General features: G+C 64.8%; 21 protein-coding genes. 12 read left to right on the forward strand and 9 right to left on the reverse strand.

Annotated features, from left to right (window positions below):
- Nucleotides 1–216 precede the first annotated feature (216 nt).
- Nucleotides 217–1,029 (forward strand): hydroxypyruvate isomerase family protein, encoded by an 813-nt coding sequence (locus B3T59_RS09120; protein ID WP_287002060.1) that lies wholly within the window; start codon nt 217–219, stop codon nt 1,027–1,029.
- Nucleotides 1,030–1,072: 43 nt separating this feature from the next.
- Nucleotides 1,073–1,960 (forward strand): 2-hydroxy-3-oxopropionate reductase, encoded by an 888-nt coding sequence (locus B3T59_RS09125; protein WP_287002061.1) that lies wholly within the window; start codon nt 1,073–1,075, stop codon nt 1,958–1,960.
- A gap of 4 nt (nt 1,961–1,964) precedes the next feature.
- Here B3T59_RS09125 and B3T59_RS09130 read toward each other — a convergent pair whose 3' ends face one another.
- Nucleotides 1,965–2,639, reverse strand: coding sequence for a TetR/AcrR family transcriptional regulator (locus B3T59_RS09130; RefSeq protein ID WP_287002062.1), 675 nt, complete (start codon nt 2,637–2,639; stop codon nt 1,965–1,967).
- Between the two features lie 147 nt (nt 2,640–2,786).
- Here B3T59_RS09130 and B3T59_RS09135 point away from each other — a divergent pair, with 147 nt between their 5' ends.
- The gene (locus tag B3T59_RS09135; protein ID WP_039856935.1) at nt 2,787–3,821 is read left to right on the forward strand and encodes an agmatine deiminase family protein; all 1,035 of its coding nucleotides are present in this window, start codon (nt 2,787–2,789) and stop codon (nt 3,819–3,821) included.
- Nucleotides 3,818–5,827, forward strand: a complete 2,010-nt coding sequence (locus B3T59_RS09140) for an amidase (RefSeq protein WP_287002063.1) — start codon at nt 3,818–3,820, stop codon at nt 5,825–5,827. Before B3T59_RS09135 ends, B3T59_RS09140 begins: the two co-directional genes overlap by 4 nt.
- Nucleotides 5,828–6,006: 179 nt before the next feature.
- On the opposite strand, the gene B3T59_RS09145 is transcribed toward B3T59_RS09140, so the two are convergent.
- Complete coding sequence (locus B3T59_RS09145) at nt 6,007–6,267, reverse strand: hypothetical protein (RefSeq protein ID WP_287002064.1); 261 nt, start codon at nt 6,265–6,267, stop codon at nt 6,007–6,009.
- Between the two features lie 164 nt (nt 6,268–6,431).
- Nucleotides 6,432–6,893, reverse strand: a complete 462-nt coding sequence (locus B3T59_RS09150; protein WP_251723642.1) for a DUF664 domain-containing protein — start codon at nt 6,891–6,893, stop codon at nt 6,432–6,434.
- 170 nt (nt 6,894–7,063) lie between these two features.
- Here B3T59_RS09150 and B3T59_RS09155 point away from each other — a divergent pair, with 170 nt between their 5' ends.
- From B3T59_RS09155 to B3T59_RS09170, 4 genes are all read left to right on the forward strand, one after another.
- Nucleotides 7,064–7,318 carry a BatC protein gene (locus tag B3T59_RS09155; RefSeq protein ID WP_251723641.1) on the forward strand — a complete coding sequence of 85 codons (255 nt, stop codon included), beginning with the start codon at nt 7,064–7,066 and terminating at the stop codon, nt 7,316–7,318.
- 9 nt (nt 7,319–7,327) lie between these two features.
- Nucleotides 7,328–8,554: a cupin domain-containing protein gene (locus B3T59_RS09160; RefSeq protein WP_287002065.1), complete on the forward strand. Its 1,227-nt coding sequence runs from the start codon at nt 7,328–7,330 to the stop codon at nt 8,552–8,554.
- Complete coding sequence (locus B3T59_RS09165) at nt 8,551–9,450, forward strand: sucrase ferredoxin (RefSeq protein ID WP_287002066.1); 900 nt, start codon at nt 8,551–8,553, stop codon at nt 9,448–9,450. Before B3T59_RS09160 ends, B3T59_RS09165 begins: the two co-directional genes overlap by 4 nt.
- 99 nt (nt 9,451–9,549) lie before the next feature.
- Entirely contained in the window at nt 9,550–9,753 is a 204-nt protein-coding gene (locus B3T59_RS09170) for a DUF2945 domain-containing protein (RefSeq protein ID WP_005208831.1), read from the forward strand.
- 27 nt (nt 9,754–9,780) lie between these two features.
- Here the strand turns inward: B3T59_RS09170 and B3T59_RS09175 are convergent, their stop codons facing one another.
- Nucleotides 9,781–10,335 carry a hypothetical protein gene (locus B3T59_RS09175; RefSeq protein ID WP_287002067.1) on the reverse strand — a complete coding sequence of 185 codons (555 nt, stop codon included), beginning with the start codon at nt 10,333–10,335 and terminating at the stop codon, nt 9,781–9,783.
- 79 nt (nt 10,336–10,414) lie between these two features.
- Between B3T59_RS09175 and B3T59_RS09180 the strand changes: the two genes are divergently transcribed.
- The gene (locus B3T59_RS09180) at nt 10,415–11,047 is read left to right on the forward strand and encodes a DUF2461 domain-containing protein (RefSeq protein WP_287002068.1); all 633 of its coding nucleotides are present in this window, start codon (nt 10,415–10,417) and stop codon (nt 11,045–11,047) included.
- A gap of 96 nt (nt 11,048–11,143) precedes the next feature.
- On the opposite strand, the gene B3T59_RS09185 is transcribed toward B3T59_RS09180, so the two are convergent.
- On the reverse strand, nt 11,144–11,419 hold the full coding sequence (locus B3T59_RS09185; RefSeq protein ID WP_287002069.1) for a hypothetical protein: 276 nt from the start codon (nt 11,417–11,419) through the stop codon (nt 11,144–11,146).
- A gap of 14 nt (nt 11,420–11,433) precedes the next feature.
- Complete coding sequence (locus B3T59_RS09190) at nt 11,434–11,832, reverse strand: YchJ family protein (RefSeq protein WP_287002070.1); 399 nt, start codon at nt 11,830–11,832, stop codon at nt 11,434–11,436.
- 93 nt (nt 11,833–11,925) lie between these two features.
- On the opposite strand from B3T59_RS09190, the gene B3T59_RS09195 reads away from it, so the two are divergent.
- The 3 genes from B3T59_RS09195 to B3T59_RS09205 all read left to right on the forward strand — a co-directional run bounded on the left by B3T59_RS09195 (nt 11,926) and on the right by B3T59_RS09205 (nt 15,252).
- On the forward strand, nt 11,926–12,267 hold the full coding sequence (locus tag B3T59_RS09195) for a hypothetical protein (RefSeq protein ID WP_064862020.1): 342 nt from the start codon (nt 11,926–11,928) through the stop codon (nt 12,265–12,267).
- 131 nt (nt 12,268–12,398) lie between these two features.
- Entirely contained in the window at nt 12,399–14,471 is a 2,073-nt protein-coding gene (locus tag B3T59_RS09200) for an APC family permease (RefSeq protein ID WP_376782670.1), read from the forward strand.
- Nucleotides 14,472–14,523: 52 nt separating this feature from the next.
- Nucleotides 14,524–15,252 (forward strand): DUF998 domain-containing protein, encoded by a 729-nt coding sequence (locus B3T59_RS09205; RefSeq protein ID WP_064862021.1) that lies wholly within the window; start codon nt 14,524–14,526, stop codon nt 15,250–15,252.
- On the opposite strand, the gene B3T59_RS09210 is transcribed toward B3T59_RS09205, so the two are convergent.
- The 3 genes from B3T59_RS09210 to B3T59_RS09220 form a co-directional block, all read right to left on the reverse strand.
- The gene (locus B3T59_RS09210) at nt 15,231–15,677 is read right to left on the reverse strand and encodes a GNAT family N-acetyltransferase (protein WP_005208843.1); all 447 of its coding nucleotides are present in this window, start codon (nt 15,675–15,677) and stop codon (nt 15,231–15,233) included. The two genes, B3T59_RS09205 and B3T59_RS09210, sit on opposite strands and share 22 nt — an antisense overlap.
- 106 nt (nt 15,678–15,783) lie before the next feature.
- Nucleotides 15,784–16,422, reverse strand: coding sequence for a hypothetical protein (locus B3T59_RS09215; protein ID WP_287002072.1), 639 nt, complete (start codon nt 16,420–16,422; stop codon nt 15,784–15,786).
- A 6-nt stretch (nt 16,423–16,428) separates the two neighbouring features.
- The gene (locus B3T59_RS09220) at nt 16,429–17,307 is read right to left on the reverse strand and encodes an acyl-CoA thioesterase (protein WP_287002073.1); all 879 of its coding nucleotides are present in this window, start codon (nt 17,305–17,307) and stop codon (nt 16,429–16,431) included.
- Nucleotides 17,308–17,464 lie beyond the last annotated feature (157 nt).

The following is a 17,464-nucleotide window of genomic DNA, read 5'->3' on the forward strand; positions in this document are numbered from 1 at the left end:
CGGAGGCAAACTCTACTAAACGGTCGACAGCCACGAACTCAGGCCGCGCCGAGTACGGACAGCAAGTCCCTCGGTGAGGGTGGCGACACCGAGACCGTTAGATTGGCCTTGACAACCTCAGCAAGGCTAGTTGTTCATGAGACGCCCACCAACGGCGGTGGAACAGTCGCGAGCAACGTCACGCCAGCCGAGTTGAGCCCACACGAGGTAGCCACGATGAACCCCCAACGGCTGACCGTGAACTGCTCGATGCTGTTCACCGACCTACCGCTGCTGCGTCGACCGCAGGCAGCGCGAGATGCGGGCTTCGACGCCGTCGAATTCTGGTGGCCATTCGACGACGCCGTCCCTGCCGATCGAGAGGTCGACGAGTTCGTGTCGGCAATCGACGACGCTGGGGTACGTCTCACCCACCTCAACCTCGCCGCGGGTGATCTCGCGGCGGGCGAGCGCGGGCTGCTGTCGCATCCGCCCAGGACGCGCGAGTTCGTCGAGAGCATCGACGTTGCGGTCGGCATCGGCGCACGACTGCGCACCGTCGGTTTCAATGCGCTCTACGGCAACCGCATGGCAGGACTCGATGTGGCCGAACAAGACTCACTGGCAGTCGACAACCTTGCCGTCGCGGCTCGTGCCGCTGCGACGATCGGCGCACAGATCCTCCTCGAACCACTCAGTGCGATCCCGGACTATCCGCTCCGCCTTGCCGACGATGCGCTCGCAGTGTCCGACGCCGTTCGACGCGAGCACCGGATAGACAACGTCGCACTCCTCGCCGATCTGTATCACCTGTCGACGAATGGCGACGATCTCGACCACGTGCTCTCGCGCCACACCGGCCGGATCGGCCATGTACAGATCGCCGACGCCCCTGGCCGCGGCGAACCAGGCACGGGCACAATGGACTTCGCGCGATATCTCGACACGCTCGACGAAGCCGGGTATCCGGGATGGATCAGTCTCGAGTATCGACAGACACTGGTCGACCCGTTCGCGTGGCTCGCGGCGTTCACCAACGGCGCACACTGAAACAAGCGGCATTCATATCACCACACCACGGAGGAGCACCCTCATGGCAACCATCGCGTTCATCGGACTCGGCGTGATGGGCAGTCCAATGTCGATCAACACGGTTCGCGCTGGGCATCGCGTCGTCGGCTACAACCGCACAGCGTCGAAGGCCGCTGCACTCATCGACGCCGGTGGAACCGCGGCAGAGTCCATCGCGGAAGCGGTCGCCGATGCCGACATCGTTGCCACCGTGCTCCCCGACTCCCCCGATGTCGAGCAGGCGCTGACTGGGCCCGATGGCGTGTTCACACATGTCAGTCCTGGCACGGTCATCGTCGACTTCTCGACCATCAGACCCGACGTCGCGGTCCGGTTGTCCGACGAGGCCTCGGCGCACGGCTACACATTCCTCGACGCACCGGTGTCGGGCGGCGAAGAGGGCGCGGTCAATGCCACTCTGTCGATCATGGCCGGCGGCTCGGAAAAGGCATTCGATGCCGCATCACCCCTCTTGCGTGCTGTCGGTTCGACCGTCGTACACGTAGGCCCAAGCGGCAGTGGACAATTGGTCAAAGCGGCCAATCAACTGATCGTGGCCGCCAATATCGCCGCACTCGCCGAGGCACTCGTCTACCTCGAGGCCAACGGGGTACAGACCACGGCAGCGGTCGACGTCCTCGGCGGAGGACTCGCGGGGTCGACTGTGCTCAACCACAAGGCACACCGGATGATCGACAGAGACTTCACACCGGGAGCGCGAATCGACCTGCACCACAAGGATCTCGGGATCGTCACCGCTTCCGCTCGTGAGGCAGGATTGGCTCTTCCGATCGGCTCCCTCGTCGCGACGCTCATGGCGTCGGCGCGGGCCAACGGCGACGGCGACCTCGATCACGCCGCGCTGTTTCGAACGGTCGAACGACTGTCGGGCAGGCTCGACCAGCTGTGATGTTCTAGCCCGCGCTGCTGTCCCCCGGCCCTACTGCCCCGCCCTGCTGTCCCCCGCCCGGCTGCAGAGTGCCGCGTTCGAGGCCGAGCTCGTTCTCCATCGCGCGTCGAACGAGACGCCCTCTGTCGGGAGCACCCGCGTAGTGCACCAGTGCGTGCGAGTTGACGCCATCGATCATTCCGAGGAACTGCCACGCGACGTCGGCCGCATCGTCGGTGACGAACTCACCCGCGTCGACACCCTCGATGATGAGCTCGGACACCAGTGACTGCCAGCGACCCATCACATCCCGAACAGCCGCGGCGAGAGGGTGATTGACCCTGCCGAGGCTGAAGGCGTCCGCCCAGACGATCGTGACGTCGTCGCGGCCAGGCTCGGTCAGCGTCGTAATCAAGTTCCTCAGCTTCGACGTCGCGTTCGGATCATCGGCAATGAGTTCGGCGATCTCGTCGACCTCGGCGCTGGTGATTGCCTCGAATGTCGACGCGACGAGCTCGTCCATACTCGGCTCGTAATGGGCGACGAGCGCAGGTGCAACGCCTGCCTGTGCGCCGACAGACCTCAACGTCAGCCCCGGAAGCCCATCGACACGAGCGACCTGACACGCGGCGGAGCGGATTTCGTCGGCCCGTTCCTCAGGCGACTTGCGGGGTGCACGCGTCCGACTCTTCGAGACCATCACTCAGCGATCATCGTGCCTGGCCATCATGGAGTCAACCGCTATTGATCACAAGATCAATAATTTGCTCGTTCCACTTGACGACCCGGCCCACACCCCTTACCGTTCTAGTTATTGATTGTTCGATCAATAACGAAAGGCACCGATATGTCCTGGACAATGCCCGCCGAGACGGCCCCCCACGAGCGTGTGTGGATGGCGTTTCCACGGACCAACACCACCCTCGCCGAGAGCGCGGCCGACGCCGAGACCGCGTACGCCGCGTGGAGCGAGGTTGCCAATACGGTCGCGCAGTTCGAGAAGGTCATCATGGTCGTCGACCCGACCGAGACGACGCGTGCGCGCGCCCTGCTCTCGGAGGAGATCGAGATCGTCGAAGCACCGCTCGACGACTCGTGGATGCGCGACATCGGACCGACCTTCGTCATCGACGACGCCGGCCAACTCGGCGCTGTCACATGGACGTTCAACGGTTGGGGCGCACAGGAGTGGGCCGAGTGGACCAACGATCGTCAGATCGGGCGCGTGGTCGCGGGCCGGGCTGGTGTCCCCGTTGTCAGCTCGATGCTCGTCCAGGAGGGTGGCGCCATCCACGTCGACGGCGAGGGCACCGTACTCGTCACCGAGACCGTCCAACTCGACCCCTACCGCAACCCCTACGCCACGCGCGAGACGATCGAAGCCGAGCTCGAGCGCACGATCGGCGCACGGAAGGTCATCTGGCTCCCCCGCGGTCTGACCCGCGACTACGAGCGGTTCGGCACGCGCGGTCACGTCGACATGGTCGCGACCATCCCCTCCCCCGGGACGCTGCTGCTCCACCATCAGCCGAATCCCGACCATCCCGACCACGCAGTCACCAAGGGTTTGCGCGGGTTCTTCGAAGGCACCACCGACGCAGCCGGGCGATCGTGGAACATCGTCGATCTGCCCGCTCCCGAAACGATCCGGGACTCCGAGGGCTTCGTCGACTACAGCTACATCAACCACCTCGTCGTCAATGGTGGTGTCGTCGCATGTGGTTACGGTGAACCGGAGGCCGACGCGCGCGCAGCCGAGATCCTGGCGTCGGTCTACCCCGGCCGGCGTGTGGTGACCATCGACGCCCGCGAGATCCTGGCGCGCGGCGGTGGAATCCACTGCATCACCCAGCAACAACCGGCCGTCGGCGCCACGTCATGACGTCCCCGGCACAAACCCCACCACTGGTGGAGGCATCGATATCCGAACTGAGTGCCGCGCTGGAATCAGGCGCGGTCACCAGCGTCGAACTCGTCTGCGGGTATCTGAATCGCATCGGTCGATACGATCGACATGGGTTGACGCTCAACGCGATTCCCGTTCTCAATCCGACGATGTTCGACGAAGCGCGCGCATCGGACGAACGCCGTGCCCGTGGCGAGGCGTACGGGCCGTTCGACGGCATCCCGTACACCGCGAAGGACAGTTACCGGGTGAAGGGCCTCACCGTGGCGTCGGGGTCGCCGGCGTTCGCACATCTTGTCGCGGGTTCAGACGCATTTGCCGTTGAACGCCTGCGAAGCGCCGGAGCCATCTGCCTCGGTCTCACCAACATGCCTCCGATGGCCAATGGTGGTATGCAGCGTGGCGTATACGGGAGGGCCGAGAGTCCTTACAACAGTGACTATCTCGCGGCCGCGTACCTGTCCGGCTCGTCGAACGGTTCCGGTGCGTCGACGACTGCGAGCCTGGCGGCTTTCGGCCTCGGCGAGGAAACGTGGTCGAGTGGCCGCTCCCCCGCGTCGAACAACGCGCTCGTCGCGTACACGCCGTCGCGCGGCGTGATCTCGGTGCGCGGCAACTGGCCTCTGACACCAACAATGGATGTCGTTGTGCCGCATACACGTACGGTCGACGACATGCTCGCACTGCTCGATGTTCTCGTCGCCGATGACGCCGACACCCGAGGCGACTTCTGGCGCACGCAGCCGTGGGTGGAGTTGCCCGCAGCGTCGTCGGTGCGGCCCGAGTCGTATCTGGAACTCCGCGATGACAATGCATTGCGAGGAAAACGTTTCGGGATACCCCGAATCATCCTGGGAGACGACCCCGACGCGGGCTGGCCGATCACACCACGACCCTCGGTCATCGAGCTGTGGAACCGCGCGCGGGAAGATCTGGAGGCAGCGGGCGCCGAAGTGGTCGACGTCGACTTCCCCGCCCTGACCAACTACGAACTCGACCGACCCGACGCCCGCGACGGCTATGCCCGCGGAATCCTGCCGGAGGGATTCTTCGACGCCGAGATGTGGGACCTCACCGTCTGGTCGTGGAACGACTTCTTGCAGGCCAACGGCGACCCCGCACTGAACCGCCTCGCCGACGTCGAGGGGTCGTTGATCTTCCCGCTGCCCGACGGCGCGATTCCCGATGAGCTGCACGGCTATTACGCGCGGTACAACCTGGACATCAGCGCGTACCCCGAGCGCGCCGCACACGGAATCCCAACGCTCGAGGAGATTCCAGATCTGGCCGAGGGCGTCCGCGGGCTCGAGGAACTGCGTCGTGTCGACCTCGAGGAATGGCTCGACGAACTCGGCCTCGACGCGCTGGTGTTCCCTTCTGCGCTCGACGTCGGACCTGCGGACGCCGACATCAATGCGGCATCGCACGAACGCGCCATGGCCAACGGAGTGTGGGTGTCGACCGGCAACACCATGATTCGGCACTATGGCGTTCCGACCGTCAACGTCACGATGGGCACTATGAGCGACATTGGAATGCCCGTGAACCTGACATTCGCCGGGCGCGCTTACGACGACAACGCACTCCTCACCTACGGCTGGGCCTACGAGCACGCCTCTCGACGCCGCACCGCTCCGCCCTCGACGCCGGAGCTGCCGCCGCTCAGACGCCCAGGCGTCGTCTCCGACGGCGACCTCCCCGCGCTCGAACTGACAGCGTCCGCTCGACGCGATGCGCGGGTAACGGTCATTGAGGTCTCAGGCTCGTCCGACGCCGACCTGCTGCAGGTCTTCGTCGACGGAGATGCTGTTCCAGTCGACCGCGAGGGATCGAGCTTCACAGCCTCGATCGAGATTCCCGCAGCCGAGCTCACGCGACAACACTCCGCGTGGCGCATCCCGTACGGCGCACTCGTGACAGCGATCGCGACGTCATCGAACGGCGCTGCCAACGCCGAATACGTGACCGTGGACGGCATCTGACCACACTCCGTCTATTCGGACGCTTTCGGACCTGCCCGCAGGGCAATCACGTCTGCCCCGCCACCGGGGTGTGGTGGCGGGGTGTGGACGGGTTGCGGCGCAACCGGATTCGACGGTCCGCCCGGGCTAGCGGATGGGTGCGCCGGCCGGGTTGGCACGTCGGTCAGGTGACGCGGTGGTCAGGCGGCGTCGGCCAAGGGTGGGTCGACGCCTCCGGGTGGGTCGACGTCGCCGAGCCACCAGGGGCTGGTTGGTGGGGCCGGACCTGTTGGCGCGTCGGGGTCTGTGGGTGGGTCGGGGTCGGGTGGATCAGCGAGGTTCCATTGGATGTCGACCCGCGCGCTGAGGCGCAGGGTGTCGCTGGTGGGCATTGCGCCCGCCAGTGCGCCGAAGGCGCACGGCCATTCCCGCTGTCGCTGTTGCTGTTCACGTGCCGCCACCCCCGCCCCACGTCGTATCGAATATGTGTTCTACACTACCCGACGATACGGACAAACGTCGAGGAAAAGTCGAAGATACTTTCGAGCTATCGAGAACCGATGACGGACAGGCTGATCGACCAGTTGTCCGCGATTCGGACTCAAGCAGAATCCGCGGTACTGATTCAGGCGCTCAACAGATCGCGCGTTACCTGCAACTGGCCCAGGTGCTGGGCAAGCTCATGGACAACGTGCAGCACAACCCACTGCGGCGTGACGGTGTCGAGGTCGACATTCGCGCGTGTTCCGCGTGCATCGCGGCCCGCGATTCCGTCGCGCACCATGCGCGTCGCCCACACATCCACGTCGGCGCGGACCCGCGCGATGCGCACGACGAGATCGTCGCGCGTTCCGATGGCCTCGAACTCCCCCGATCGATCACGGGGCAGGTCCAATCCGCAGCCGAATGTTCCCAGCCACCAGCGGGTCATCTCGATGCAGTGGTGGACAATCGCGTACGGCGCGTTGGAGCCCGCGACCGGCAGTTTGCTGTTGAGGTCGGCGTCGGTCACGCCGTCCAGCGTGGCGAGAATGCCGTCCCAGCACCGATCAGCGGTGTCACGAGCGGCCTCAAACCATAGATCCATCGCTACAGAGTGCCACGTTCGGATCATCGTGATCTTGCAGGAACCGCCATCTCGGCGCAGTAACGAACTTCGACCCTCGTCGACGAATCCTCGTCAAGAGCGTCACATGTCGACATAGTGGAGTGTGGAGTCCCCAACCGAGTGACTCCCAACGAGGAAAGGGTTTACCCATGGCACTCGACGACGACGACATCACCACCTCCAGCCCAGGGGGCGAAGGTCCTGCCGATGGCGGCTCGAATCCCGGCGGACACGACGGCGGTGCAGACGGCACCGCCTCACCCGGCGAAGGACCAGCCGACGGCGGCTCCAACCCCGGCGGACACGACGGCGGCGCAGACGGCACCGCCTCACCCGGCGAAGGACCAGCCGACGGCGGCTCCAACCCCGGTGGACACGACGGCGGCGCAGACGGCACCGCCTGAGTGACGACAATGCTGAGCCGCTGCATCGCCATCGACCCCGACACGTTTGCGCGTGATCACTGGGGTCGGCGTCCTCTGCTCAGCAGATCGGACGCGCTCCCCCGCGACTTCGACGATCTTCTCTCGCCGCGCAGCGTCGACGAGTTGATCGCCGAGCGCGGGGTGCGTGCACCGTTCATCCGGATGGCCAAGGAAGGCGGCCTGGTAGGCAGAGAGAACTACCTCGGGCCGGCTGGTTTCGGTGCGGAGATGCCCGATCAGGTCGATTCGGCAAAAGTTCTGGCGCAGTTCGCCTCTGGTGCGACGATCGTTCTGCAGGGGTTGCACCGACTGTGGCCGCCCATCATCGACTTTGTGCGCGGGATGGTCGACGACCTCGGACATCCGGTACAGGCCAACGCCTACATCACCCCACCCGCAAACCGCGGTTTCGATCCCCACTACGACGTGCACGACGTCTTCGTACTCCAGATCTCCGGCCGCAAACACTGGCGGGTTCACGCCCCGGTACACACCGATCCCCTCGCAGACCAACCCTGGACCGATCACCGTGATGCCATCGCGGCGCGCAGTCACGACGAGCCGGTGATCGACACCGTCCTCGAACCCGGCGACGCCCTGTACCTTCCGCGCGGATGGCTCCACTCGGCGGAAGCTCTCGGCCACACGTCGATTCATCTCACGGTCGGCGTATCGGCTGTCACCGCCTTCGACCTGGTCCGGGCCGTCGTCGACCAACTCGGGACAGTCGAATCGCTACGCACCGCGCTGCCGATGGGTACCGACTTCACCGATCCCGACGACTCAGCGGCGCTGGCGGCCAAGACCATTGCTGCCGTTGTCGACGTATTGCAGGCCAACGCAACAGATCTGGCCGAGAGTACCGCTGCGCGATTGTCGAAGATCCACGCCGAGCGAACCCGACCCGTGGCAGTTCGACCGCTTGCCACACTCGACGCAGTCAACTCACTCTCCGAACACACGACGGTGAGTCGACGCCACGGCCTCGTCGTCGAAGTCCGTCGTGCGTTGCACCGTACCGAAATCCACCTTCCCGATCGGACCATCAGCTTCCCCGACTACTGCACAGAGGCACTCGAGGCCGCAATATCCGGAGCCACCGTCGCTGCGGGTGAACTACCGGGACTCGACACCGCCGACGGCCTGGTGCTGATTCGCAGACTGCTTCGTGAGGGCGTCGTCGTTCTCGACGACAGATCGGTTCCAACCGGATGACCCGTCGGCCTCCCTGTAGCGTGCAATCGGCGGAGCGCGGAGATCCGATCTACGGCACGGCATCGGCGGGAACTCTGTGGGTTCTGCTCGAACTCGGTGGCGCGTGGGGACATTCGGCGTTCCTGCAATCGCCGTCCATCATCGACCCCGACCTAGGTCTGCGCATCGTGCGTCGGGTCGAGAAGCAGCGCATGCGGATTGTCGCGATTCGACGACCGGGACGCCGACCGCAAACACCACGGTGGCGTTGGTTCATCGTGAACTCCACGCCGGGAGCAGAAAGCGTGCACGCTGGCGAAGTCGACGGCCCTGCAGGCTATCTCGACCTCGCGCTCGACGGGTCCGACGGTGCTCCATCGACCGAACCTCTCGTCGCAGTGTGCGCGCACGGGAAGCATGACCAGTGCTGTGCAGTTCGGGGTCGGGCCGCGACAGCGTCGATCGCGTCGGCCTATCCCGAATGGACGTGGGAATGCTCGCACCTCGGTGGCGACCGCTTCGCCGCGACAGGGCTGATCCTTCCGCATGGTCTCTGTTATGGAAGACTCGACACCGCCGTCGACCCAGCGTCCATCGTCGAGCTGTACACCCAGGGGCGCCTTGTGGATTCACTACTGCGTGGACGTACGTCACTCCCCCATGCCGTCCAGGCCGCACAGCACTTCGCCCGTGTCGAGACCGGGGATGACCGCATCGACTCGTTCGCGCCGATCGACGTCACACACGTTGAAGGGCGGATCCACGTCCGTCTGACGGGCCACGTCGGCCCCGTCGACATGGTGCTCGGTGAGGAGTTCTCCGAGCCGCTGTTCTCGATGTGTGAAGCGAATGTCGCTGGACGCGTGCGGCAGTTCACTCTGGACTCCCTCACCATCGGGCGCATTGCCGCGACCTGACTGTGACCTGAGTATCGATCGGCGGTCGGCGACGTATCGAGCACGCGTCACCCACGTCGACGAGTGCCATCGACGCCATTGAGCGCGCATGCTCGACTCATGGGAATCAACAAGAACGACACCGTCGAATGGAATACGTCCCAGGGACCGACGCACGGGCACGCGAAGGAAAAGCGCACATCGCCCTTCACCTTCGACGGTCAGAAGTTCAATGCGAGCGACGACGACCCGTACTGGATTGTCGAATCGTCGAAGACCGGATCGCAGGCCGCACACAAGGAATCGTCGCTCACCAAGAAGTGAGTGATTCGTACCCGCATTCTCGACAGGTCACATATTTTCGAAGGCCCGACCGAGTTCGGCACCGACGTCGATGATGCGAGCAGCTTTGACCTCGGGCTTGTCGATCTCTTCCGCCACGTGCTGAGCGACGAAGCGCTTGATCTCGATGTCGACCTGACCGACGGCACGAATGAATTCGCCACGCAGGTTGTGCGACGCGACGCCGACGATCACGTCTTTCGGCCGCGGCGGAGTGACGTCGATCCGCAACTCCAGCGGCTCGGCGGCACGAACGGTCAGCGGAAGTGTGATCAGCCCGTCGACGTCGTACTTGATGCGGTCGACTCGCAGATCGACGACGAGACCGATGGTCAGCATGATCTCAACGGTGAACGTGATGAGTTCCCCGACATTGCGCGCGATGCGCGGCTCGCCTATCTCGACGTGCGCGGTCACGCGAGCCAGTCCACCGGGGCCGGACGGGATGGGTCCGACGTCGAAAGATCCACCCGTGATGGCGGAGAACGCCGACCCCACCCGCTCTTCAGTCACGGCGACCTCGAAGAACCGGCGGCCGAACTCTTCATACGTCAGCTGCGTCATCCCCTTCATCGTGCCATTTCATCGATCGTCATAGAACACGTTCGCCTCGATCCGGCGCGGCGAGTCGTACCCTCGGGACATGTCTTTTCAGGGCTTCCCCGAGGCCGCCCTCGATTTCTACGACGACCTCGAGGTCGACAACAGCAAGGCTTTCTGGGAACAACACAAGCAGACATATCAGAGCGCCGTGGCCACACCGATGCGTGAGCTGACCGACGCACTTGCCGATGAGTTCGGTGAAGCGAAGCTGTTCCGCCCCTACCGCGACGTCCGGTTCTCGAAAGACAAGTCGCCCTACAAGACCCACCAGGGTGCCTACGTTGCCGTGGCACCGGCGACCGGCTACTACGTCCAGATCGGCGCACCGGGCGTCATGGTGGGTGCCGGCTTCTACGACGCTTCCGCCGAGCGATTGGCCGCGATGCGCACAGCCATCGACGACGATCGACGTGGCCGCGAACTCGAACAGATCGTCGCCGATCTCACCGCGACCGGCTGGGAGGTGGGCGGAGATCGTCTCAAGACCGCGCCACGGGGCTGGGACCCGGGACACCCGCGCATCGAACTGTTGCGACACAAGACGTTCACCGTGTCACACCACTACGGGTTCGACGCGGTGATCCACACGCCTGAGTTGGTCGACCGCGTGCGGGACGACTGGCGGACGACGGCGCCGCTGATCGACTGGCTCACCCGACACGCTCTTGCGTGACCGCTGGTTGACGCTTACCGCGGAGAAGCGACGCCGTGGCAGCGCAGATCGAGTCGGATTCTTGCTCTACTGGCGCGATGGTCGTCGACGCCGCGCTCACAGTGCGTCCGCGAGACGGTCGAGTAGCGGCATGACATCTCGGAGTTGCGCGATTTCGGCGTCGTCGCGCACCTGCCCATCGCCTCGGCGATCGCGTGCGTCCTGCAGCCCAGACACGGTGACGCCCATCGACTGTGGGCTGACATTTTCTCGGCGCGCGAGTTGCGCCGCCGTCGCCGGACCTTCCCGCTCGAGACGCGCGAGCACAGCCGTTTCGGGAGCGCTCGGATCGTCGGTCGCACGGTGCTGCCGCAGTCTGCGCTCGGCCGCCACCTCGCCAAGCTGTGCTACTCGACCGCCCCGGCTACGTAAACCCAGGCGCCGTCGAACCGGCTGAATGTCGAGAGTTCGTGCAGCTGCCCGCGACGCCCATCGGCCCGATAGAACGCCGTGAATTCGACCGTGCCTGTCGTGTCGAACGGACCGCCACCGCTCACCGATTCGACGTCCAGACGAAGCCACCGCATGCCGTCATCTAGCTCGACGTCTCCCGGTCGGGTGTCGGGATGCCAGCTGCGCAGCAGGTGATTTCGGTCGCCGACGGCGAACGCGGCAAATCGGGATCGCATCAACGCTTCGGCAGTCGGGGCACGACGCTCTCCGCGCAGGATGGGCCCGCAGCACTCGACGAAGGTCAGGCCGGTTCCGCACGGGCAGCGCGCGTTGTCGTCGAGTGTCGTGTTCATGGCGGCCCAGCATATGCGGCCGCGACCGATGGTCCCAGCCGACTGCCAGCGTCCGCCCATCAGGGTGGCAGCGTCGGCGACTGTGATGGTGACATGACAACCATCACTCACCAACCATCAGTCATCCGCACAGCGCACGCCGACACCGTCGTGCTGATCATGGACGGCAGCGTTCGAGCGCACTCGCTAGCCCGACAGATTCTCGATCGGGGGAAGAACCTCGCCATCGCAGGGACTCGTGGTCACGATCTCGTTCCCTACGTCGATGCGGCCGTGCGCGATCGGGTCGTGACGGTCATCGCCGATCCCGCCGATCCGACGCAGATCGACGCGGTCATCGAGCGCGCGAGCGACACCCTCGGACCCGTGATCATGGTTGTTGATCCCGGCGGATTGCTCGCCGATGTTCGCGCCGCCGACCGTCACGCCGCCTGACACGCCGCGCCCGGCGACAGCGGTCTGAGGTAAGACGACGGTCTGGCGTAAGAAGCCAGTCTGGGGCAAGAAGCAGTCTGCGGTAGGGCTGCGTCAATATCCGCCCGGTCGGCGTCAAATTAGCGTCAGAGATGCTCGTGCACCCATCCTCCGGCGATACAACGTCCTTCGTGGCACTACCCGGAACACGTGCGCGAGCATGGGCGCGCGACGAGACATCATCGTCGAACTCCTCCGCTGACCAGCCAAAAGCTGCACCCCAACGCGACAAGCGTCGCCTGACCGCGACGACGGGGCTGGCAGCTCTCTCGTTGGATGCGATGGCGTCGGTCGCCTACGGGCCCGAGGCAATCGTCCTCGTACTCGCCGCGGCAGGTGGCAACGCGCTGGGACTCACGTTTCCCGTCAGCGCCGCGATCGCCGTACTCCTGGCGGTGCTGGTGCTCTCCTATCGGCAACTGATCGCCGCGTTCCCCGACGGCGGCGGCGCCTACGCTGTCGCAAAAGCCCATCTCGGGCGCCGCGCATCACTGGTCGCCGCAGCGTCGCTCGTCATCGACTACGTCCTCAACGTTGCCGTGTCGGTGACGGCCGGAACCGCCGCACTCACGTCCGCGTTTCCCTCCGCGGGGCCGTACACCGTCTGGATTGCACTCGCGGTGCTCGTCCTGATCACAACCGTCAATCTGCGCGGAATCGTCAGCAGCGCCAGGGCTTTCATCACCCCGACCGTTGTGTTCGTGGTGAGCATCGCGTCGGTGATCGTCGTCGGCCTCGTCAGCGGTGGCAACCACAGTGCCCCGCAGGTCGACTCACAGGCCGTCGGCACCATTGGAATCCTGTTGGTACTCAAGGCATTCTCCAACGGCTGTGCGGCTTTGACCGGAGTCGAAGCCATCGCCAATGCGACGCCGCAGTTCAGAGAGAATCGCATCCGTCGCGCGCAGCGTGCGGAGGTGGCACTCGGCGTGCTCCTCGGCGCGATGATGCTCGGCATCGCCGCCCTCGTGGAACGTCTGCACATCCACCCGCAGGCAGGCGTCACCGTGCTGTCACAACTTACCGAGAGCGTATTCGGCCGCGGCGCAATGTATTACGTGGTGCAGATAGCCACAATCGTGCTGCTCGCTCTGGCTGCGAACACGTCGTTCGGCGGGTTGCCGCAACTGATGAAAGTTGTCGCGAGCGACGACCACCTACCGCATCGGCTCACCCGCAGGACTCGCAACGGCGTGTACCGCAACGGCGTGCTCATCCTCGCGGGGGCATCCGCGCTGCTGATCGTCGTCTCGGGTGGAGACGTCAACGCCCTCGTCCCGTTGTTCGCCATCTGCGTCTTCATCGGCTTCACGCTCGCGCAGGTCGGGCTGGTGCGTCACTGGTCGGTGACGCGTTCACACGGTTGGCGACGACGCGCGGCTCTCAACGGCTTCGGCGCCGTGCTCACCGGTGTCGCGGCCGTGGTCCTCACCGTGATGAAAGCCGGCGAGGGTTCACTCTGGGTCATCCTCGTCCTGGCACTGCTCGTGGCTGCGATGGCGTTGCTGGCCCGAAGTTACCGACGCACACGGGAACTCGACATTCGCACAGCCGCCGACACGTCACACCCCGGCGAACACCGTCGACACTCCTTCGCCGGCCAGGGTCTCGCCGTCGTACCCGTCTCGTCACCGCTGTGCTGTGCCACCAACGACGCGCTGCACGCTGCGCGCGCATTCGGTCGCGAGGTCATGGCGCTGCACGTCGTCATCGATGGTGACGTCGCAAGAGACGGGCACATCGCAAGAGACGGGGACGCTGCGGGAGACGCGGACAGTGCGAGGGACAGGGACGCTGCAACAGGGAATGCGACCGACGGTGACTCCCCGCGCGAGCACGATGACTTCGCAGCGGAGTGGCGGCGGTTTCACCCCCTCGACCACTTGGTCGAACTGCATGCGCCGGACGAGGACTCTGTGGTCGACATCCTCGCCGACCATATCGCCGAACTCGCACGTAACGACGATGTGCTCGTGATCATCCCCGACACCGCTTCGGACGCGCGCGCACGTTTGTTGTCCTCGGGACGCACCGACGACCTCGAGCGCACCCTGAGGCGCACAACACCCGCATTGGTCACGAGGACCCGCACGAGCGTCGACGCGCGCCGGGCGATGTCGTCGTGCGATGTCGTCGTGAATGTGCACCGGTCGCAGCAGGGGTGAGTAGCGGGGTAAGGCGTGAGGCGCCTGTTCTTCGGTGGACTAATCTGATCGAATGCCATCGTTGTCGACGACCCGCCGTATCACCGCGGGAATCCTCATCGCACTGGCCGGCATCTGCTACTCCTCGTGGGTCCTCGAGTTCTTCTGGTCGAGTCCGCTCGACCCGTTGAACAGCTTCCTCAGCGAACTCGACGCCGCGCACCGTCCCCATCGAGCGGTGTACGAGACGGGCGACATCCTCACCGCGATCTTCGCGGTGTCCTCGGCGCTGATCCTCTTCCTGCCGCGTCCGATCGTGAGTGGGGTGTACGCGCGGATCGCTGTGATCTCGTTCGGCGTGTTCGGCGCAGCGACATTGGCCGACGCGCTCGCACCCATCGATTGCATCCCCGGCGTCGACAAGGACTGCCCGTACGAACCGAGCGGGCTTCTCCCCCAGCTGCATCACATACACGCATTGACCAGCACGATCGCCGTGTTCGCCATCTTCATCACGATGATCGCGGGCGTGGTGGCGGCTTACCGGCAGCGCCCGCGGATCTGGCCACTACTCCGGACGGCCGGGCTCGGCGTACTCGTCGTCGTCGCGGTGACCACCGCGTGGATGCTGATCGCCGACAACCTGCACGGCGACTACTACCTCGGTCTGGCGCAGCGCATCCAGGTCGGAGGTATGTCGGTGTGGCTGATTCTGTGGGGCTTTGCGGTGTGTGCGCAGCGCACTCGCAGTCAGGCCAGCGCCGCAACCAGCACGCCCGCTCAGGTGAGTTCGACCTCGTAGACGACGAAGTCGTTCGACGCGATCGTGTCGTACAGCGAACGGGCCGTCGCATTGTCACGTGCGGTCTGCCAGTAGACCTTCGGTAGCCCCTGGTTGCGAGTCCACTCGAGCACGTGATCGATGAGCGCACGCCCAGCGCCGCTCCGACGGACGTCGGGCGCCACGAACAGGTCTTCGAGGTACGTGTAGGGCGCGTCGCTCCACGTTGACGCGTGCGTCAGCCAGTGCACGATGCCGATCGCCCGTCCGGTCTCGTCGCGCGCGATCGCTCCGAACATCGGGTAGTCGGGGTCGAGGATTCGCGCGAAGGTCAGGTCGGACTGTTCTTCGCTCAGTTCGTGCTCGTAGAACGTCAGGTAGCCCGCCCACAGGGGAGCCCAGTCCTGTCGATCTGCTTCGGTCAGCGGCGCGATTGTCGTGGTCATCAGTCGTCTCACTCTCGGGTGTTCATCGGTGTCGCACATTTGGCGGGCCAGGCACGAGCCTGAGCATCTGCAGTGGGGGCGCGTCGTTCTCATACGGCGCCAGTCGTCACGACGTGGGGCGGAAAACCACTCCTCGCTCCAGCGCCGAACCCGAAACCGGTTGCGCGAAGGTATCTCCCAGGTGCACGACATAGCCGCTTTTGCTGGCGTCGACACCCTTTGCAGAGAACCTCAGGACGCATTGGTTCTGCTCTGTGCTGTGGCGCTCAAGCGGTGCCGTCGCGAGTTTTCCGCCCGTTTCGCTGTAGATGGTGACAACAGTTTTGTCGGAAATGGTGCCGCCATTGGCGGTGGTCTCCCATGACTCGCAGCTGACCGGGACACCTCCGATTGCAGTGAACTGGGGTGTGTAGCTGATCCCGAGCACAATCGCGAACACGGCGAGGCCAGCGAACACAACCATCGCGATCGACGTCCCGACAATGACCGGTACGCGAGTCTTGTGTTGCCACTCGCGTCGCGGCAGCGCGGCACCCGAGTCGAGCCAGAATTCGGTTGTCCCCTGCTGCGCGTCGGTCGGATACTGCGACTGCTGGAACGTCTGCGGATACTCCTGCTTGTGGGAGTATTGCTGCGCCTCTGGGTGTTCCTGCGACTGGGGATATTCGCGCGACTGGGTGTAGTCCTGTCCCTGTAAGTATTGCGGTGCCTGTGGGTGTTGGCCCGACCATGATCCCGGCTCCACTACGTGTCACTCCTTCGGAGGGAAGTATTTGATCAGGGCTTCTTGCACGACGGAAATCGCAAGGTTTCCGTCCCGCTTCCAGAATCGGCCCGAGCCCATCCCGCGCGAGCCGGTCGCGACCGGCGATCGCGTGGCGTACAGCATCCACTCGTCGAACCGGAAGTCACGATGGAACCACATCGAGTGGTTGACGGTTGCTGCAAACAGGCGATCGATGCCCCACGAAAGTCCGTGCGTCGTGATGATCGAGTCGAGCACTGTGGTGTCCGATGCGTAGCACATCGCCGCGACATGGAGTAGCGGATCGTCGGGCATGACGCCGTCGGTTTTCATCCATACTCTGTTGTCGCGCAACGTCTCTCCGGCTTCGCGCATCTTCCATGAAGGATCGTTGGCGAAGCGGATGTCGATGGGATGCAGTGCGTTGACGAAGGTGGCGATGCGGTCTTCGAAGCCCTTGAAGTGCTCACCAAGCGGCGGCAACTCTTCCGGATAGGGCACCTGGGGGATCTCGACCGCGTGCTCGAGGCCCGCGGCGTTGTCCTGGAATGCGACGAGCATGGTGAAGATGACCTCGTCGTCTTGCATCGCGGTCACCTGCCGGTTGGCAAATGACTTGCCGTCGCGGAAGCGGTCGACATGGTATTCCATGGGCTTCTTGACGTCGCCGCCGCGGATGAAGTGTGCGTGCAATGCGTGGACGGGAGGGTTCCCGCGGGTCAGGGTGCGTCCCGCCGCGACGACGCCCTGCCCGAGCATCTGACCGCCAAAGGTGCGCGCGGTCTTCTGCTCGGGGTGCTGTCCGATGAACAGGTCGTCCTCACGTCGTTCGACGTCGAGCAGGTCGAGGAGTTTGCCGAGATCCTCGGACACGTCGGTTGTCATGCAGATCACCCTATGCGGTCAGCCGCAGACGCAATGCAGCCGGTGCGCAGCGTCGGCGAAGTGGCTGCGCCGCCCCGTTCTGCACGACGAAGAGCGAGGGCGGCGGCTCGGGGCCGCGCCGCCCCGTTCTGCACGACGAAGAGGGAGGAGGGGAGCG

Origin of the sequence: Gordonia sp. UBA7860 (assembly GCF_002500165.1) — a bacterium.
Classification (GTDB): domain Bacteria; phylum Actinomycetota; class Actinomycetes; order Mycobacteriales; family Mycobacteriaceae; genus Gordonia; species Gordonia sputi.

Excerpts from the sequence above, each read along its gene's own strand:
- B3T59_RS09160 (WP_287002065.1), top strand. The coding sequence starts at position 7,328 with ATGCTGAGCCGCTGCATCGCCATCGACCCCGACACGTTTGCGCGTGAT.
- B3T59_RS09130 (WP_287002062.1), bottom strand. The coding sequence starts at position 2,639 with ATGGTCTCGAAGAGTCGGACGCGTGCACCCCGCAAGTCGCCTGAGGAA.
- B3T59_RS09170 (WP_005208831.1), top strand. The coding sequence starts at position 9,550 with ATGGGAATCAACAAGAACGACACCGTCGAATGGAATACGTCCCAGGGA.
- B3T59_RS09125 (WP_287002061.1), top strand. The coding sequence starts at position 1,073 with ATGGCAACCATCGCGTTCATCGGACTCGGCGTGATGGGCAGTCCAATG.
- B3T59_RS09165 (WP_287002066.1), top strand. The coding sequence starts at position 8,551 with ATGACCCGTCGGCCTCCCTGTAGCGTGCAATCGGCGGAGCGCGGAGAT.
- B3T59_RS09140 (WP_287002063.1), top strand. The coding sequence starts at position 3,818 with ATGACGTCCCCGGCACAAACCCCACCACTGGTGGAGGCATCGATATCC.
- B3T59_RS09220 (WP_287002073.1), bottom strand. The coding sequence starts at position 17,307 with ATGACAACCGACGTGTCCGAGGATCTCGGCAAACTCCTCGACCTGCTC.
- B3T59_RS09120 (WP_287002060.1), top strand. The coding sequence starts at position 217 with ATGAACCCCCAACGGCTGACCGTGAACTGCTCGATGCTGTTCACCGAC.
- B3T59_RS09200 (WP_376782670.1), top strand. The coding sequence starts at position 12,399 with ATGCTCGTGCACCCATCCTCCGGCGATACAACGTCCTTCGTGGCACTA.
- B3T59_RS09205 (WP_064862021.1), top strand. The coding sequence starts at position 14,524 with ATGCCATCGTTGTCGACGACCCGCCGTATCACCGCGGGAATCCTCATC.
- B3T59_RS09175 (WP_287002067.1), bottom strand. The coding sequence starts at position 10,335 with ATGACGCAGCTGACGTATGAAGAGTTCGGCCGCCGGTTCTTCGAGGTC.
- B3T59_RS09150 (WP_251723642.1), bottom strand. The coding sequence starts at position 6,893 with ATGGATCTATGGTTTGAGGCCGCTCGTGACACCGCTGATCGGTGCTGG.
- B3T59_RS09180 (WP_287002068.1), top strand. The coding sequence starts at position 10,415 with ATGTCTTTTCAGGGCTTCCCCGAGGCCGCCCTCGATTTCTACGACGAC.
- B3T59_RS09210 (WP_005208843.1), bottom strand. The coding sequence starts at position 15,677 with ATGACCACGACAATCGCGCCGCTGACCGAAGCAGATCGACAGGACTGG.
- B3T59_RS09195 (WP_064862020.1), top strand. The coding sequence starts at position 11,926 with ATGACAACCATCACTCACCAACCATCAGTCATCCGCACAGCGCACGCC.
- B3T59_RS09135 (WP_039856935.1), top strand. The coding sequence starts at position 2,787 with ATGTCCTGGACAATGCCCGCCGAGACGGCCCCCCACGAGCGTGTGTGG.
- B3T59_RS09155 (WP_251723641.1), top strand. The coding sequence starts at position 7,064 with ATGGCACTCGACGACGACGACATCACCACCTCCAGCCCAGGGGGCGAA.
- B3T59_RS09190 (WP_287002070.1), bottom strand. The coding sequence starts at position 11,832 with ATGAACACGACACTCGACGACAACGCGCGCTGCCCGTGCGGAACCGGC.